Annotated in this window: 16 protein-coding genes; 6 read left to right on the top strand and 10 right to left on the bottom strand. The window is 40.7% G+C overall.

All coding sequences use genetic code 11. The annotated features are described in order from the left end of the window. Positions 1-8 precede the first annotated feature (8 nt). The 4 genes from AC1D7X_RS07120 to cobD are packed head-to-tail and all read right to left on the bottom strand — an operon-like array spanning position 9 to position 3,400. Positions 9-608: a histidine phosphatase family protein gene (locus AC1D7X_RS07120; protein WP_495455007.1), complete on the bottom strand. Its 600-nt coding sequence runs from the start codon at positions 606-608 to the stop codon at positions 9-11. Then, positions 599-1,573: an adenosylcobinamide-phosphate synthase CbiB gene (cbiB, locus tag AC1D7X_RS07115; RefSeq protein ID WP_495455006.1), complete on the bottom strand. Its 975-nt coding sequence runs from the start codon at positions 1,571-1,573 to the stop codon at positions 599-601. Before cbiB ends, AC1D7X_RS07120 begins: the two co-directional genes overlap by 10 nt. Continuing rightward, positions 1,570-2,295, bottom strand: coding sequence for an adenosylcobinamide amidohydrolase (locus tag AC1D7X_RS07110; protein WP_495474906.1), 726 nt, complete (start codon positions 2,293-2,295; stop codon positions 1,570-1,572). The genes cbiB and AC1D7X_RS07110 overlap by 4 nt, the downstream gene beginning before the upstream one ends. A gap of 13 nt (positions 2,296-2,308) precedes the next feature. Further along, on the bottom strand, positions 2,309-3,400 hold the full coding sequence (gene cobD / locus AC1D7X_RS07105; protein ID WP_495455004.1) for a threonine-phosphate decarboxylase CobD: 1,092 nt from the start codon (positions 3,398-3,400) through the stop codon (positions 2,309-2,311). Positions 3,401-3,567: 167 nt separating this feature from the next. Between cobD and lplA the strand changes: the two genes are divergently transcribed. Continuing rightward, positions 3,568-4,569, top strand: a complete 1,002-nt coding sequence (lplA, locus tag AC1D7X_RS07100) for a lipoate--protein ligase (RefSeq protein ID WP_495455003.1) — start codon at positions 3,568-3,570, stop codon at positions 4,567-4,569. 253 nt (positions 4,570-4,822) lie between these two features. On the opposite strand, the gene AC1D7X_RS07095 is transcribed toward lplA, so the two are convergent. From AC1D7X_RS07095 to AC1D7X_RS07070, 6 genes are all read right to left on the bottom strand, one after another. Continuing rightward, a complete protein-coding gene (locus tag AC1D7X_RS07095; protein WP_495455001.1) occupies positions 4,823-5,782 on the bottom strand; it encodes a DnaJ C-terminal domain-containing protein in 960 nt (319 codons plus the stop codon). 254 nt (positions 5,783-6,036) lie between these two features. Beyond that, entirely contained in the window at positions 6,037-6,780 is a 744-nt protein-coding gene (locus AC1D7X_RS07090) for a hypothetical protein (RefSeq protein WP_495455000.1), read from the bottom strand. Continuing rightward, positions 6,773-7,498: a hypothetical protein gene (locus AC1D7X_RS07085; protein WP_495454999.1), complete on the bottom strand. Its 726-nt coding sequence runs from the start codon at positions 7,496-7,498 to the stop codon at positions 6,773-6,775. Before AC1D7X_RS07085 ends, AC1D7X_RS07090 begins: the two co-directional genes overlap by 8 nt. A gap of 37 nt (positions 7,499-7,535) precedes the next feature. Next, positions 7,536-8,744, bottom strand: a complete 1,209-nt coding sequence (locus tag AC1D7X_RS07080) for a hypothetical protein (RefSeq protein ID WP_495454998.1) — start codon at positions 8,742-8,744, stop codon at positions 7,536-7,538. 180 nt (positions 8,745-8,924) lie between these two features. Next, positions 8,925-9,185, bottom strand: a complete 261-nt coding sequence (locus AC1D7X_RS07075) for a YqkE family protein (protein ID WP_495454997.1) — start codon at positions 9,183-9,185, stop codon at positions 8,925-8,927. Between the two features lie 72 nt (positions 9,186-9,257). Continuing rightward, positions 9,258-10,220: a LacI family DNA-binding transcriptional regulator gene (locus AC1D7X_RS07070; RefSeq protein ID WP_495454996.1), complete on the bottom strand. Its 963-nt coding sequence runs from the start codon at positions 10,218-10,220 to the stop codon at positions 9,258-9,260. Between the two features lie 495 nt (positions 10,221-10,715). On the opposite strand from AC1D7X_RS07070, the gene AC1D7X_RS07065 reads away from it, so the two are divergent. From AC1D7X_RS07065 to AC1D7X_RS07045, 5 genes are read left to right on the top strand one after another with little or no spacing between them, the layout of a single operon-like run. Then, positions 10,716-12,326: a spore germination protein gene (locus AC1D7X_RS07065; protein ID WP_495454995.1), complete on the top strand. Its 1,611-nt coding sequence runs from the start codon at positions 10,716-10,718 to the stop codon at positions 12,324-12,326. 3 nt (positions 12,327-12,329) lie between these two features. Then, positions 12,330-13,529, top strand: a complete 1,200-nt coding sequence (locus tag AC1D7X_RS07060) for a Ger(x)C family spore germination protein (RefSeq protein ID WP_495454994.1) — start codon at positions 12,330-12,332, stop codon at positions 13,527-13,529. 21 nt (positions 13,530-13,550) lie between these two features. Then, positions 13,551-14,657, top strand: a complete 1,107-nt coding sequence (locus tag AC1D7X_RS07055; protein ID WP_495454993.1) for a GerAB/ArcD/ProY family transporter — start codon at positions 13,551-13,553, stop codon at positions 14,655-14,657. A 19-nt stretch (positions 14,658-14,676) separates the two neighbouring features. Beyond that, positions 14,677-14,910, top strand: coding sequence for a hypothetical protein (locus AC1D7X_RS07050; RefSeq protein WP_495454992.1), 234 nt, complete (start codon positions 14,677-14,679; stop codon positions 14,908-14,910). Positions 14,911-14,959: 49 nt separating this feature from the next. Then, on the top strand, positions 14,960-16,042 hold the full coding sequence (locus tag AC1D7X_RS07045) for a GerAB/ArcD/ProY family transporter (protein WP_495474905.1): 1,083 nt from the start codon (positions 14,960-14,962) through the stop codon (positions 16,040-16,042). The last annotated feature ends 4 nt before the right edge of the window (positions 16,043-16,046 follow it).

The following is a 16,046-nucleotide window of genomic DNA, read 5'->3' as shown; positions in this document are numbered from 1 at the left end:
GGGATTCATCATAAGTGCCCTACCCATTGCCCCTCATGCAAGATCAATTTTAATGATAATAAGCTTCCCGGGTCAGCAGAGAAATCCCAGAACGTTGAACCTGGAATGGTCATACTTGCGAGTTGTCTGATAACCCCTCCATGCGTAACGATTAATATAGAAGACATACCCTTATCATCATTTTCTTCCTTTATGACACATGCCAGATTGTCCATAAAATCCACAAGGCGCTTCTGAAAGTGCCCCCATGATTCTCCTCCTGGAGGAGTTACGAGTTGTGGATTGTCTAACCATCCTCGATAATTATTCATATCTTTTAACTGATCGTAGGTATGCCCTTCCCACTCCCCAAAATCCATTTCTCGTAACCTTTCATCAAATGCTACGCTATCTATGGAAGTAGGATAGATCCATTGTAACGTTTCCCTACATCGCTTTAGATCACTACAGAATACCCTTTGAAACTTTCTTCCTTTAAGGGCTTCTTTCACTGGCAAAAGCTCTATTAATGACTCTTGGAGAATACCTATATCGGTATGCCCCAAATATCGTCTATCCTGATTCCATTGCGTTCTGCCATGACGGATACATATTAGTTCTAACTCCATAGCGTTCCACCTACACCCCATATCGTAAGTGTGCACAGCATGAGGAATAGTAATGAAGCGAGTATCATTAACCGTACGGTTGACTGAATATCCTCCTTAGCCATTGGACGAGAATACTCACCCATGTATGCACGAAAAGATAATACTCCATGGTACACGTTCTCACCTCCGAGCCGGATTCCTAAAGCTCCAGCTACAGCTGACTCCGGAAACCCACTGTTGGGACTGGGATGGAGCCGGGCATCATGTTTGATGGTACGATAAGATTTTTTGTAATCTAGAGACATCATCCAACTACTAACGACCAATAATACAGCTGTTATTCGAGCTGGGATAAAGTTCGCAATATCATCCAATCGTGCCGAAGCCCAACCTAGGTTGATATATTTCTCATTCTTATATCCAACCATGGAGTCCAAGGTATTGACCGCACGATAAGCCATGGCAAGTGGTGCTCCACCTATCAGGGCATAGAACAACGGTGACACAATAGCATCTACGATATTCTCTGCTACGGTCTCAACCGTTCCACGAACAATCTCAGGCTCTTCTAAATGTGCCGTATCTCTTCCAACAATCATTCCTAATGCTTGTCTTGCGGCAGGTCGATCACCTCGACTAAGATGACCATACACCTCCATACCCGCAGCTTTAAGTCCTTTCGTAGCTATGGTTGTAGCAATCAATATAACTTCTACTCCTGCTGACAACCAAGGATGAATCATATAGAGTCCTCTTAACAATGCCCACGTTATCACAAGAGAACCTCCGACGATAATAACTGGGAGTAGAATTCCTGCCATTTTCAATTGGACCGGTTGAGAGACTTTGCTGCGAATCTTCTTCTCTACACGTTTAATACAATTACCCATACCTATTACAGGGTGCGGTAACCAACGAGGATCTCCGATGACAAGATCTAGGAGGTATGCGCACCATAAAATACCTATTGCCCATGCCATCATGACGGTTTCACTCCTGCAGCCAAAAGGCTCTCTGTTACTGTTCCATAAACCACTCGTCCAATGGCAGCTCCTAGATCCGTTGCTGTTCCGCAGTAACGATGTTCAATCGGATAGGAAGTAGATTGACTTACTCCTAGTACAATAGCATCTGTCGTCGTGCCCGTAGCGATCAACCCATTCTCCGCATCACATATTCCCATATCCGCTAGAGCAGCCGTCTTCGCTTCTACCGCTGTAATGATAGCATTCACCATCGCCGCTTGAGTCAATCTTGCATCTATCATCAGCATGATATTAATCGTTCCAGGTTGATAGATTGGGAACGTAGTTCGTTCAGATCCCGCACGAGCGCCATTGGATATTCCCGCTGTTGTACAGCAGAATAGGGATGCGTCCTTCCCGCTCTCTTCCAGAACTGCTGCATGTCCCAAGCGGACAGCTGTCAATAACCCCGCCGTCGATTCTTGAGTATAATCCCACTCTTCGAACAAGCTTGCCACATCTTTTTCTGGATCATGACATTCATATTGCCAATCCACATAAATATTAGCTACGCGATCAATCTTTCTCATCCCTCCCCCATGTATAGCACTGCTAAGACTATCCATAGGGACAGGGGATTGAAGTAGTAAATGGCGTTCTTGTCGAGTAAGCGTTAGCCCGGGCCACACCATAGATTTATACAGGTTACTATCACCATTCAAAAAAGGTGTTGTCATCATTGATCTCCTATTCTTATACTAAGCTTTCTATCACACTCTGGATCTTTGTAAGAAATAACTGATTTGCATCTGCGCCTTTGACGGCGATTCGAATATGTCCTTCTTCAAGTCCAGGGTACATCGCACAACTTCGAATCAGAATCCCTCGAAGTCCAAGTTCTCGTTGCATATCTAACGCTCTCCATGGATTGGGCAGTCTGACGAGTAAGAAATTCGCTTCCCCTGGGCTGACCTCACATCCTAGCTTTGTAAGGCCTTGGACGAGTACTGCTCTCTCATGAGATATCAGTTCCAACGTATCACGCTCGAAACCTTCACCACTTTGAAGCGCTGCCTCACCTGCCAACAATGCTAGTCCATTCACACTCCACGTCACTTGCTTACCGCTCATCAATCTAATGACATCTGGGTGCGCCAAGGTATACCCTAATCTTAGACCGGGAATGGCATAGAACTTCGTCATAGATCGCACCAACAGGGTATGGGGATAGATCTCAAGCTCGGATAACAAGGAACACTGTTGCTGTACTGGGATGAAGTCAATAAAAGCTTCATCAATAACCAGATATGTATGACATTGTTCAGCCAACTCAGCTAATACATGTAGCTCTTCAAGTGTATACTGTACACCATTCGGGTTATTAGGCTGTCCAATAAATAGTAGATCTACCTGCTGTAGTAATTCTCCTATTGCCTCAACACTTGCTTTCCAATCCTTATCTTGTTCACCCTGTATCGATGTTACTTCTATATTGAATTGCTCGGATAGTTGCCGATATTCAGAGAAACAAGGTTCAATGATCCCTACCTTCTGAGGATGCAGCCCAAGAAGAATAAGAGACATACACTCTGCGGCACCATTACCTACACAAATGCAGTTCTCGTTCACTTTCAATTTTCGTCCAAGAAGTTGCTTAAATTGCCGATGACCTGGGTCTGGATAACGAATGATAGCTGATAGCGCCATCTCTAATTGTTGCAACACGTGTTGAGGTGGACCCAATGGATTAATATTGGCACTGAAATCGAGGAATGCACTCTCTTCTAATCCATAGGCATCCGCAGCACTTTCCAAATCTCCTCCATGTCCGTAACACTCTAACATTCATAATTACCCCTCTGCCTTAAATTTCTCCATAACAGTTCCATTATCGCGTGGGTTCTTCCGATGCGTCAATTCAAAAGTCTTTTTTTGTTTCTAACACCAATTTAGTTTACAATTACGTTTAGATATATGTAACCCTATGAACTATAGTAACGGAGGAATAACCTATGCTATTCATTGATAACCAAGGAATTCACGATCCTGCTATTAACCTCGCGATAGAAGAGTACGCTTTGAAGCACCTTCCTATGGAAGAAAGCTACTTGCTTTTCTATATTAATCAACCCTCGATCATCATTGGTAAGCATCAGAATACCATTGAAGAGATTAATCAAGAATACTGCAAAGAAAACAATGTACAAATCGTACGTCGCTTGTCTGGCGGTGGTGCTGTTTATCATGATCTTGGCAACCTTAATTTCAGCTTTATTACTAAGGACGATGGCCAATCGTTCCACAACTTCTTGAAATTCACTCAACCCGTTATAGATGCTCTACAAAAAATGGGCGTTAATGCTGAACTCAGTGGACGTAATGATCTACAAGTTGGAGAAAAGAAGATTTCTGGTAACGCGCAATTCTCCACTCGTGGTCGGATGTTCAGCCATGGTACATTGATGTTCAACTTGAACTTAGATAATGTCCAAGCTTCTCTTAACGTCAATCCAGAGAAATTCAAATCAAAGAGTACCAAATCTGTACGTAGTCGTGTGGCTAATATAAGTGATCTTATGGAAGACACCATGACCATTGAAGAATTCCGCGCTGAGCTACTCCGTTCAATATTCGGAATGGACGAGCAAGATGTTCCACAGTACCACTTACAGGAATCAGACTGGGAGAAGATTAACCAGATCTCCAAGGAACATTATCAAAATTGGGAATGGAACTATGGGATTTCCCCTGAATCGAATGTTAAACATTCGAAGAAGTTCCCTGTTGGTATTATTGATCTTCGAATGAACATTAACGAAGGCCGAATCCACGACATCAAAATCTACGGTGATTTCTTCGGTGTAGGCGATGTGGCTGATATTGAAAATGCTTTACGTGGCAAACGTTATGAGGATGCCGAGGTTCGTGAAGCCTTATCCAACCTGGATATGAAGCATTACTTCGGTAACCTTGAGTTGGATGAGTTTGTTGGTCTTGTATTTCTAGAAGAATAGGTTATAACAAAAGGGCGCTCCCGACACCATCACGGTTTGGAAGCGCCCTTTCGTTATGCAAATTAATAATTATCGCAACTTCTATTTGAATTTTATTCACAAGGAACTATGCGCTAGGGTATCAATCTCCTGATGACCGCTGTCTGTTGCCAGTGACTGTGCCGAAGCGACGGCTTCCTGTAACTTTTGCGTTAGTTTATTGAAATCCATAGCACTCACACCTTTCTACATCATTTATCTATAAGTACTTCGATTACCCTGCCGTTGTTTTACGTCGTTGTGAACCCCCATTTTGCCGTTTAGGACCCGCATTATAACTTCCGGATTCAGCCAGTTGACGATACAGATTCTTTTCCTTTTCGCTCGTATGCTCGGGAATAACAATCTCGATACCAAACAAGATATCTCCGCTCGTACCATTCTCACGCTTGAGTCCTTTCCCAGGAATTCGCAATGTCTTACCCCTCTGAATACCCGCAGGAATCTTTAATTTCACAGTGTTACCGTCTGGTAATGGTACCCGTGCATCTCCACCTAGTACTGCCTGCCATGGAGCAATTTCTACAATCCCATGTAGATCACCATCTCGCAGTTCATAGATATCATGAGGGAGAATATGCAATACGATTACTATATCACCAGTCTGTGCTGTCCCATTTTGAGCGTTTCCTGGGATTTGAATCATTGTGCCTTCATGCGACCGTGCCGGAATACTCACATCTAGATTTCTACCATCCATCTGTACTTTTAGGCTTCCACCTTTATATGCCTGTTCCAAAGTAATATCCATCTGTGCTTGCACCGTGTTATGAACGTCTCCCCATGGGCTACCTCCTCGACCAGAAGATCCTCTATTTCCGAAAAACATTCCGAACAAATCATCTTCTGGTATACCCGCACGCTGCGAAGAATAACTCCCACTCCATTCCGCTCCAAAGGGAGATCCCCCTGATGAAGATGAGGCTCCTCTAGTTTGAGTAGATCTGCCACCTCCCGAGCCGTAAAGCTGCTCTTCATCGTATATCTTCCGCTTTTCCTCATTACCTAATACTTCATATGCTTCAGCCGCTTGCTTGAATTTTGTCTCCGCTTCAGGCGCTTTGTTAACGTCAGGATGCCACTTCTTGGCCAGTTTCTGATAAGCCTTCTTGATCTCCTGCTTCGATGCCCTTTTGGTTACACCCAAAGCTTCGTAATAATTTTTTGATGCCATGTCAGTTCCCTCCTTTCTACGATATGATCTCACTTACTCTATAAATTGATTCTGAGAAACGAAGTAATAACTTTTAGCGATAATTAAATAGGTATTTTTTTGACCTTGACTATATTTGACCTTTATATAGATGAATTCATAATCACAACAATTTTAGCCCTGATCCTACTAGTGTTCATGAGTAAGAATCAACAAAAAAAGCTATGATGGTTTCTACAAAAGGTAGCACCAACATAACCTTATTATTCATCCTGTTACTTATATGCTTGAGGAATTTCCAGCTCATTTTCATTGAGTATTCGAACAAAATCTAATTGGATACCACCACTGTTGAAAGAGCTCCCGTTTACGGTGTTATTAAGAAAAACCTTTCCTTGATCTCCATAAGGAATCCAGCCAATGTACATAGATGATGATGGACTATTCATATGAAAAATAGAGTCAACCTGATTAGTGTTATTCATTCTTAGATTTCCATTCATAAGCTCTACCCAATCTGTAGGTAAAGATTGCACTCCATAATTCTTCTGTAATGCTATCGTCAACTCCATTTGAACTCTTGGTCTATATGACTTTAGACCAACACTTTCAATTGCAGCTCTCTCCCCGATAAGGTAATACTTGATCTTACTTAATTTATCTTTGGGGTCTATATTCCATACAATAAAATGCGTAGAAGCGTCCTTATCATTTATTTTCCATACATAAGGCTCGCCCCTTGTATCTATTCTTCTAAGTCTCCATTGAAATCGGTCCCATTCCCAGAAACTCATTCCATAATGGTCATCCCCCGAGATGTAAGGAACAAATAAATGTTTACTATCTAGTTCAATAACATCTGAGATCTCACTAATATTCACCTCAGCATACAGTTCAGTCATAACCTTAATCGTCTGTGTATTATCCAGAAACGGCTTTGGCTTCCCATCATAAAATAGAAACATACCGAGAGCAATCGTTACGATTAGTAAAGGAACTATCACCCTCTTTTTATTCATCGTTACATCCTCCCCAATCTATAAGAGGTTCCTTGGAGAGATAGTAATAGCTTCGATTGGATGTTGTAATTAATATTCCTCTACCGTCTTCCTTGAGATAAATCATGGGTTCCAGACCACTTCCCCATCTTGGGATCGTCCCTAATAGCCCATAAGGAAAGTATTCCTTATGGTAGTGCGACCCTGATTCCAAAACAGAATTCTTATACCACTCCATACCCAACACATCAGCAAATTGAAGATCACTTAACTGGCTCTGAAACCGATCCTTATTAAAACAAGCTGGTTGAGCAGTAGGGTGAATGGCTATAATAATGGCATGCTCAATATCAGAGATATATGTGGATGGATCTTCCTTGGGGTAGACCCAATTATCGATGAATCCAGACATCAACGCTGTTCCTATAAATATATAGTTGGCCCAAAACCCAATCCAAGCAAAAGAGCGATACTTCTGCCATGACTCCTTTGATAATAATCCATACACTATCCACACTCCTAGAGGTAGAATGGATAACTTCATCGGAGTATGAAATATATCCAGATTTATAGATAAGGAGAAAAGCCCGACCCATACTACGATTATAAATCGCCAATATGCAGGTTTCTCTTTCTGCTTCAAGTACTGTCGTGATGCAAGCATAAGAACAATTAGCCAGCCAAATATCCCACATAAAATGAAGATGACATTATTAGGCATCTCTAGGTGAAATGACATGATCCTCCTCCATCCAAAGTAATCTATGGATCACACCCTACTTAATCACACCCGGAATAAGTGGTTTAACCGTTACATCTTGAAGTCCCACTTTCTCTAGCACTTCAGGAGTTACGTATAATCGGAATTGAAACACACGACTGTTATTGCGGTCTAGCGTCATACTCTGACCTGTAGGGCCTGTTAATTTATATTGATAGTCATACATATCCCCTTCGCGCTGGCCGACACTTAAATTAAAGCTGGATAAAATAAATCGAAGCGGTATAAACGTCGTTCCCTCTTTTACAAAAGCGTATGGCACCAGCTCCGAGCCTTGTGAGGTGATCACTTCATGTTCATATAAATGGTGGATGGGCAGATCTATGATAGGCAACGCGACAACATCTAAATTGTCCGGTGCTTTTGTTGTCGGGCGAGTATCCCGCCATGTGTATAACTTCTCTCGTTCGTCCTCTGTAAGTAATCTAGATTTCCCTGTCTTCAAATCGAAGATCCATGAAAGTCGCTTGGGTTCATTTTTGGCAAAAACAAATGTCTGATCTTTCTCCGAATAACTATCTATCCTACCTAGTACAAGTTCTTTCTTCTTACCCGTAGCCGGATCATAGGTTGAAATAAGCTTTTGTTTAGCTACTGGACTATATTCATTTACAAGTAGTGTACTATCAGCAAGCCAATTCAGACCCACATACTGCGAACTAGAAATCCATTCTTTTAGCTCACCTGTAGTGATATTTTTGAGAAAATAGCTGTGTAATTGCATGTATTGAGCCGTTTTTCCATCCGATGACTTCTCTGCACCGAAATCAGGTGTCTCGTATAATCCCCATTTACCATCTGGTGAAATATCATAGAGATTACCTTTCACCGCTACCTTTTGTGTTGTATCCAAATATAGAGGTGTATAGTAGAATAAATCCCCCGCAGAAATACTTGAAAAGTGCTTACTGAGTCTTGGATGTATAGTCTCTTTCGAATACGAACTAATATTTGTGAATTTATCGTCCAACTGTGCCCATTTCCCATCCTTCGTTGAAACGATGACCTTGTTCAAATACTGATCATTCTGCATAGAACTCCAGTTATAATATGTACTACCGGTGGTTGGGTCTTCCCATTCAGCTTGAATCGTTGTTGTGTTCTCTTCGGCTTGGGCTACAGGTGCAACATATGCTCCCCAAGCTGAAGCTAGAAGTAACGTTGCTAGACACGCATGAATCCTCGTATTTCTAAATAACTGCATTGTTATATTCCTCCTCATCATTCTCTTCACTTTAAATAAGACGAAATAATATAAATAAAGTTACACGCCAATCCATATAAGCAAGCCAAAAAACCACCAGATCTGACTAGCCATGTGGCCTAATCCCGGTGGTTTCGCATGTTTCACAGTGAGGTCCGCACCTCATGTATGATCTCATTCCTATTTATATTTACGCCAATCCAGGCTACTGTTCTCAAGCAAGTGTTCGAAATTGTTATCCAATTTCTTTTGTTCCTGCTTACGAGCTTCTGCCTGCTTCAACTCTTGTTCTTCTTTTTTCTTCTTTTCTTCCGCCTTCATCTCATCTGCCTGGGACTTCAATTGTTCTAGAATGTCACCACTTAGTAAGTCCTTTAGCGTTGCTGGCTTGTAGTCGGAATCAGGCTTTGGTGAAGGGGTCGGTCTTTTTTTCTTAGCCATACAATCATCTCCGTTTCAGAACCATATTATATCAGTTTTGGCTTTGGGATTCTAATATAAATTCCTCGTTAGCTATACTGTTAATCGTTCAATTAATCTAACCAGGATCTCTTCGTGAGAATGCGTTGAACCGTCCATGGCTTGAAGAAATAGTTTTCTTCCAACGTCAACTAAAGGGATCTCAAGCGTAGTGATGTTCATAATTTTTGCTATGGGTTGATTATCAAATCCCATGATAGCAAGCTTATTTGGTATCGAAATATTCTCTTTTTTACAGCAAGTTAGAATTCCTGCAGCTACTTGGTCATTAGATACTAATAACGCGGAAGGTGGATTACTTAATTTTTGTATACGTTGAATAATCTGTTCTCCGTCTTCAAAATTTAAACACTCATAAAATATAACGTTTGAATCAAAAGGTTGATTGTATTTCGCTAGAAAATCTCTATAAGCAGCCTCTCTATGTTCGCTATTGCTTCCTGTTCTTCTTCCTATGCTATAACCAATGTTATGATGGCCTTTATGATATAAATACTCTAAAGCTTTGAAGAAACTTTTATAGTGATCGACAAACGTTGAAGACACGTTGCTACCCCTTGCATCCTCACATAACACAATGGGACCATACGACACATATTCATTAATTATATTCCATCCACAAGTTCTGGAACATATGATTAAGGCATCGATTTGTTTATTTTTCAACATGGTCAAAGCATCAATCTCTCTACTTTCTTCATAATTCGTTTGGAACAGAACTAACTTATAGTTGTTTTGTAATGCTTCATTAGCTATACCTTCCATTAACAACCCGAAATAGGGACTATTCGAGAACGGAACAACAACACCTATCAGAAACGTTTTACCTTTACTTAAATGAACCGCATTGATATTCCTCTGATAATTACTTTCCTCCATGGCTCGTATAACAGCATCCCTTTTGTCTGCACTTACATAAGGATGATTGTTTATTACACGTGAAACGGTGGTTACCGATACTCCTGCCATCTTTGCTATATCTTTGATGTTTGCCATATGAACGCTCACCTTCTCAACAAAACTTTTTCTTGCTCTGAAACGCATTTCATAATTTATGTTTAGCGTGTAGACAAAAAGGGAGGAATCGACGATGGTAATACTTTTAGGAATCTTGTGCCTTATTGTTATGTGTAGTTCTATTATCATTTTGGCATCAATACCTATTTCACTGCATCAACCAAAGAAATCTTCAATAGGAACAAAGGACCCTTACAACTTTTTATTCGAAGTATACGATGAACATTATGTCCCCATTGTAATTAAGTAAGAGCTAAATTGTCCACATTCGCCACTTAGAGTTCAATTATTATCATATACATTAGATTTTGAATTAAAAAAGTTAATGACAACAAGCTACCCCTTACTCAATTGAATGAGATCATGGGTAGCTTGTTTCCTCATGAATTGGTTAAGATCCTTCTTCCTTTGGTATAGGTGCACGTCATTATGGTAATACCGTAAATAGCAGCTATAGAGAGGGACAAAACAACTATGGATTTTTTAAGCAGAATGATTACAAAAACATTTAGTGACCCTTCACTCGGGCAATCTGACTCAAGTAAAGAATCACAGGATACGCAAGAACCATTAAAGTGCAATCTTCATGATAATATTCAACATATAAAAGATATGCTTGGTAACAGTAGTGACATTGTCTTCAGAGAAATTCAGATTGGCTCCGACCGACAGATCAAAGCAGCTATCATCTATACCGACGGATTGGCAGATGCCAAATCCATTCAGAACTTCATTATGGAATCGCTGATGTTAGACGTTACTAATAACGAACTAAATAAATTGATAACATCTCAAGAGGACACCTTTCAGGTATTGAAAGATCATTTCCTTACCGCTGGAGATATCAAGGATGTTATAACATTAGGCCCTTTGTTAACCTCACTGTTGTCAGGAGATGCAGTTCTTTTATTAGATGGGTACGAACAAGGCTTCAGTATCGGTATGCGTGGATGGAAAGACCGTGCTGTGACGGAATCGACAACAGAAACTGTCATTCGGGGACCCAAGGAAGGTTTCACGGAGAACTTACGTACAAATACGGCTTTAATCCGTCGCAAAATTAAGGACCCTAACCTTTGGCTAGAAACAAAAGAAATTGGAAGGGTGACCAAAACGGATGTCGCAATCATGTATATCAAAGGAATTGTGAGCGACGACATTTTGAAAGAAGTCCATACGCGCTTGGACCGGATCGACATCGATGGCATTCTAGAAAGTGGCTATATTGAGGAATTAATCGAAGATGAAACATACACACCATTTCCGACAATCTATCATTCGGAACGTCCTGATGTCATTGCCGCCGATCTATTAGAAGGAAAAGTTGCCATATTAGTGGATGGAACCCCGATAGTTCTAGTCGTTCCTACCATGTTCGTCTCTTTCATGCAGGCTGCTGAGGATTATTATCAAAGGGCGGATATTAGTTCCCTCATTCGTATTCTACGGTACGTCTGTATTTTCATCTCTCTACTAGGTCCATCTCTATACATCGCCATCACCACGTTTCATCAAGAGATGTTACCAACCCAACTTCTAATCAGTCTTGCTTCTCAACGAGAAGGCGTTCCCTTTCCTGCTTTTATTGAAGCACTCATGATGGAAGTATCGTTCGAAATTTTGAGAGAAGCCAGTCTAAGGTTACCCAAGGCTATCGCTCAGTCGATATCCATTGTAGGAACATTAGTCATTGGATCTGCCGCAGTTGAGGCAGGAATCATATCTGCAGCCATGGTCATTGTTGTTGCCATTACGGCCATTTCTAGCTTCGTCCTCCCTGCCTACGATATGGCTATGACCATCCGAATGTTACGTTTTCTCATGATGGGACTTGCAGCTTCCTTTGGTCTATTTGGAATTATCATCGGAGTCATCGCGCTCATTCTTCACTTATGTAGCTTACGTTCCTTCGGGATTCCATATATGAGTCCGTTCGCTCCGTATATCCGTGCCGATATGAAAGATACGATATTCCGAGTACCCCATTGGGCCATGTTCAGCCGTCCTCGTCTACTCAACCAGAAGAATGTCATCCGGGAACAAAGTACACCTCCGGAAAAGCCGCAAGACCAAACAGGAGGTTGACCTATGAAACGGGCAGGACTCTTACTGTGTATTTGTATCATCATGACTGTATCTATCACCGGTTGTTGGAGTCGCCGGGAATTAAATGACCTTGCTATTGCCGTAGGGTTGGGGATCGATAAATCCGGAGATAAGTATCATGTATCCGTTCAAGTTGTAGAGCCAGGGGAAGTAGCAGGAAAAAGTAGCGGTGTAGTACCAGTCACTATGTATCAAGCAACTGGAAATACCCTTTTAGAAGCACTCCGTAAAATGACAACGATTAGTCCACGTAAAATTTATATAGCTCATCTTCGAGTTGTGGTCATTGGCGAGTCATTCGCCAGAGAAGGAATCGCGGACGCTCTAGATTTCTTGACGCGAGAACCTGAAGCACGAAATGACTTTTTCATTGTCGTCGCGAAAGAAGTAAAGGCTATAGATACGTTAAAAATATTAACCAACTTGGAAAAGGTACCCTCTGTTCGATTATTTTCATCTTTGGAAGTATCAGAGAAACAGTGGGCACCTACTATCGCTGTTAAAGTGGATAAACTCATATCTGATCTTGTGAGCCAAGGAAAACATCCGGTATTAACAGGACTAAAATTAATAGGAGATCCCCAGGTAGGGGAAACAAAAAAAAATGTAGAGAGCATCCTCTCTCCTGCAGATTTACAGTACTCGGAATTAGCTATATTTAGAAAAGATAAGCTGATTGGTTGGTTGAGTTCCGAATCCGAAGAAAGTAAAGCGTACAACTATATTACCAACAATGTTAATAGTACGGCTGGGTCTGTACCTTGTCCTGATGGAGGGAGAATCGCATTAAAAATCCTTCGATCACATTCGAAGATTAAAGGAAGCATACGGGATGAACGTCCAATGATCGATATCGAAGTGGTCACCGAAGCGAATGTAGCCGAGGTTCAATGCCATCTTGATCTAAGAAGTGAGAAGACCATCATGGAGGTAGAGAAATGGGCAGAACGAAAAATGGAAGAATTGATTGATAAGACCATAACTAGAGTGCAACAAGAATACAAAGTCGATATTTTTGGGTTTGGTGAAGCCATTCGCCGCTCAAATCCAAAGGAATGGAAAAAATTAAAGGATAACTGGGATCAGACCTTTGTGAATATTCCGGTACACGTAAAAGTTACTTATGAGATTAAACATTTGGGGAAAGTGTCCAATTCGTTTCTGGAAGAAATGAAGAAATAATAAATGGGGTGAAATGAACCTATGCCTGAGAAGGGTAAAATAAGTATTCGTCAACTCACCATCCTAGTCATGTTCATTACCATTGGAGATTCGATTCTAGTATTACCTTCGGTCTCTGTTTCATTTGCGAAACAAGACACATGGATATCTGGCCTCATTGGACTAGCGGTAGGATTACTCGCCGTTCATATGTTCAGCGTAGTTGGAAACCTTCATCCCCAATTGACCTTAGTTCAATCTAGTCAGAAAATTCTGGGGACATGGATAGGGTCATTCGTGGCGGTTATATTCCTTTTCTACCCTTTCATTACTGATGTAGCATTTTTAAGGGAAATTGGTGATTTTATAACCACCGAAATGATGCCTGAAACCCCTTCACAAGCAATTCATATCTTATTTGCGTGTATCGTTGTCTTTGGTGTGCGTTTAGGTCTTGAAGTTATTGCACGGACAGGGGAAATACTCCTCCCCTTCTTTATCCTCCTATTTCTCCTTTTGCTCATTTTTCTATGTCCCCAAGCTGAATTCGAGAAACTTCAACCCATTTTAGAAAATGGAATAAAGCCCGTATTGCATGGCTCTCTCTCCTTTATAGCTTTCCCCTTTATGGAGCTAGTTGTCTTCTTAATGATTATTCCTTATATAAGTCAACCACAACATATAAAAAAGGGCTTTTTACAAGGTGCTCTGTTAGGTGGAATAGTTATACTCATTCTTATTGTGATCTCTATTCTTGTTCTTGGTCCCGATCAGACCTCGAGAAGCATTTATCCTAGTTATTCCTTAGTTAGAAGGGTAACCATCGGTCAATTTTTTGAGAGAGTTGAAGCCATGTTAGCCTTGATGTGGTTTTTAACCATTTTTATGAAAAGTGCTTTCTATTTTTATGTATTCAATTTAGGGTTAGCTCAATTATTAAAATTAAAAGGGTATCGAATGTTAACTTTACCTACAGCTCTTCTCTTGATTGTGCTCGCGCCGATTATTGCCCCTGACATCACTTATTACAATAACGTACTTGGCGAATACTGGCCATATTTTGATATGAGCTATGGCATACTCTTACCTTTGTTATTGTTGGTGGTGTATTTTATTCGAAAAGTGTTCACGAGGTCGACTAAAAATTGAAGAAGAAGGAGCAACCAGCATGTTGTCTATAGCGGTAATTCTTGTCATTGTTGCTATCATCATCGTTATTGATGTCCCCCCTCTGTGGAGAAACAAATCAATAAAGGAGCTATGGGTATTTTCCTTCATTCTATTATTCACAACAGTATTAGGTATAGCTCAAGCGTTACATTTCAAGACTCCCAATCCTTTGGATTGGATGACAGCTGTCTATAAACCGCTTGCCGATGTAGTTGATGTATGGTTGAAGTGAACCCTCGGTTTCTAAATATATTGCAAACTATAATGTTGGAGTTGTTACTATGTTAGAAAAGGGAAAAATCAGCTCACGTCAGTTCTCAGTATTAATCACTTTGTATATCATTGGCAGTTCTATTCTGACTATTCCAGCAATGTTAGCAGGCGTAGCCAAACAAGATGCTTGGATATCAGCACTCTTGGCACTGGCAGTCGGGTTGTTGCTAATACCTATGTACATTCATCTTGGCGACCGCTTCTCCCATTCAACGTTTACATTATATACCGAAAAAGTTCTGGGCAAATGGTTGGGAAAAGGAGTTTCCCTTCTGTTTTTTGTCATATACCCATTTCTCATTGCTGCACTTTCACTGCATAATATCGGAGATTTCATGGCGACGGAAGTTATGCCTACTACTCCAATTCAAGCAATCAATATTCTCTTTATATTAATAGTCATCATGGGAGTTAGACTCGGGATTGAACCTTTGGCTCGCGCAACAGAGATTTTTTTTCCTATTGTTATCCTTTTATTAATCATTTTTGTGATATTGATTTCTCCACAAATCAATATTGAGAACATTCAACCTGTGATGGAGGAGGGCTTTAAGCCCATACTAAAGGCATCTCTCTATTTTATTGCTTACCCTTTTCTCGAACCCATTATATTAATCACCCTGTTTCCATACGTTAACCATCCCGGAAAGAACGGAAAGGCATTATTTTCGGGCTTCCTATTAGGGGGAGGCATTATGGTCGTCTTGATTACGCTCACAATTCTAGTATTAGGAGAAAATACGGCAAATATCGCTTACCCAAGTTACGCTTTAGCCAAAAAAATCAGCATTGGAAATTTCATAGAACGAATGGAAGTCATCATTGCGGTGATTTGGTTTATCACAACATTTGTAAGAATTTCCCTATTGTTTTATGTTTCCATAGTAGGAATAGCCCAGGTATTAAGCTTAAAAGAATACCGGTTCTTAACTCTTCCATTAAGCATCATACTAGTCATCCTGTCTTTTATTGTATTCCCGAATACTTCCTACTATATGGAGTTCACACCCATCTGGACAATTCATTCTTTTATATTGGGGCTTGTATTTCCAATAATGTTATTAATCATCGGTTCTTTGAGAAAAAAGTAGAGAG

It is taken from the genome of Paenibacillus sp. Y568, from assembly GCF_059445545.1.
The sequence above is the reverse complement of the archived record's forward strand: the minus strand, read 5'-3'. Positions and strand labels throughout refer to the sequence as shown.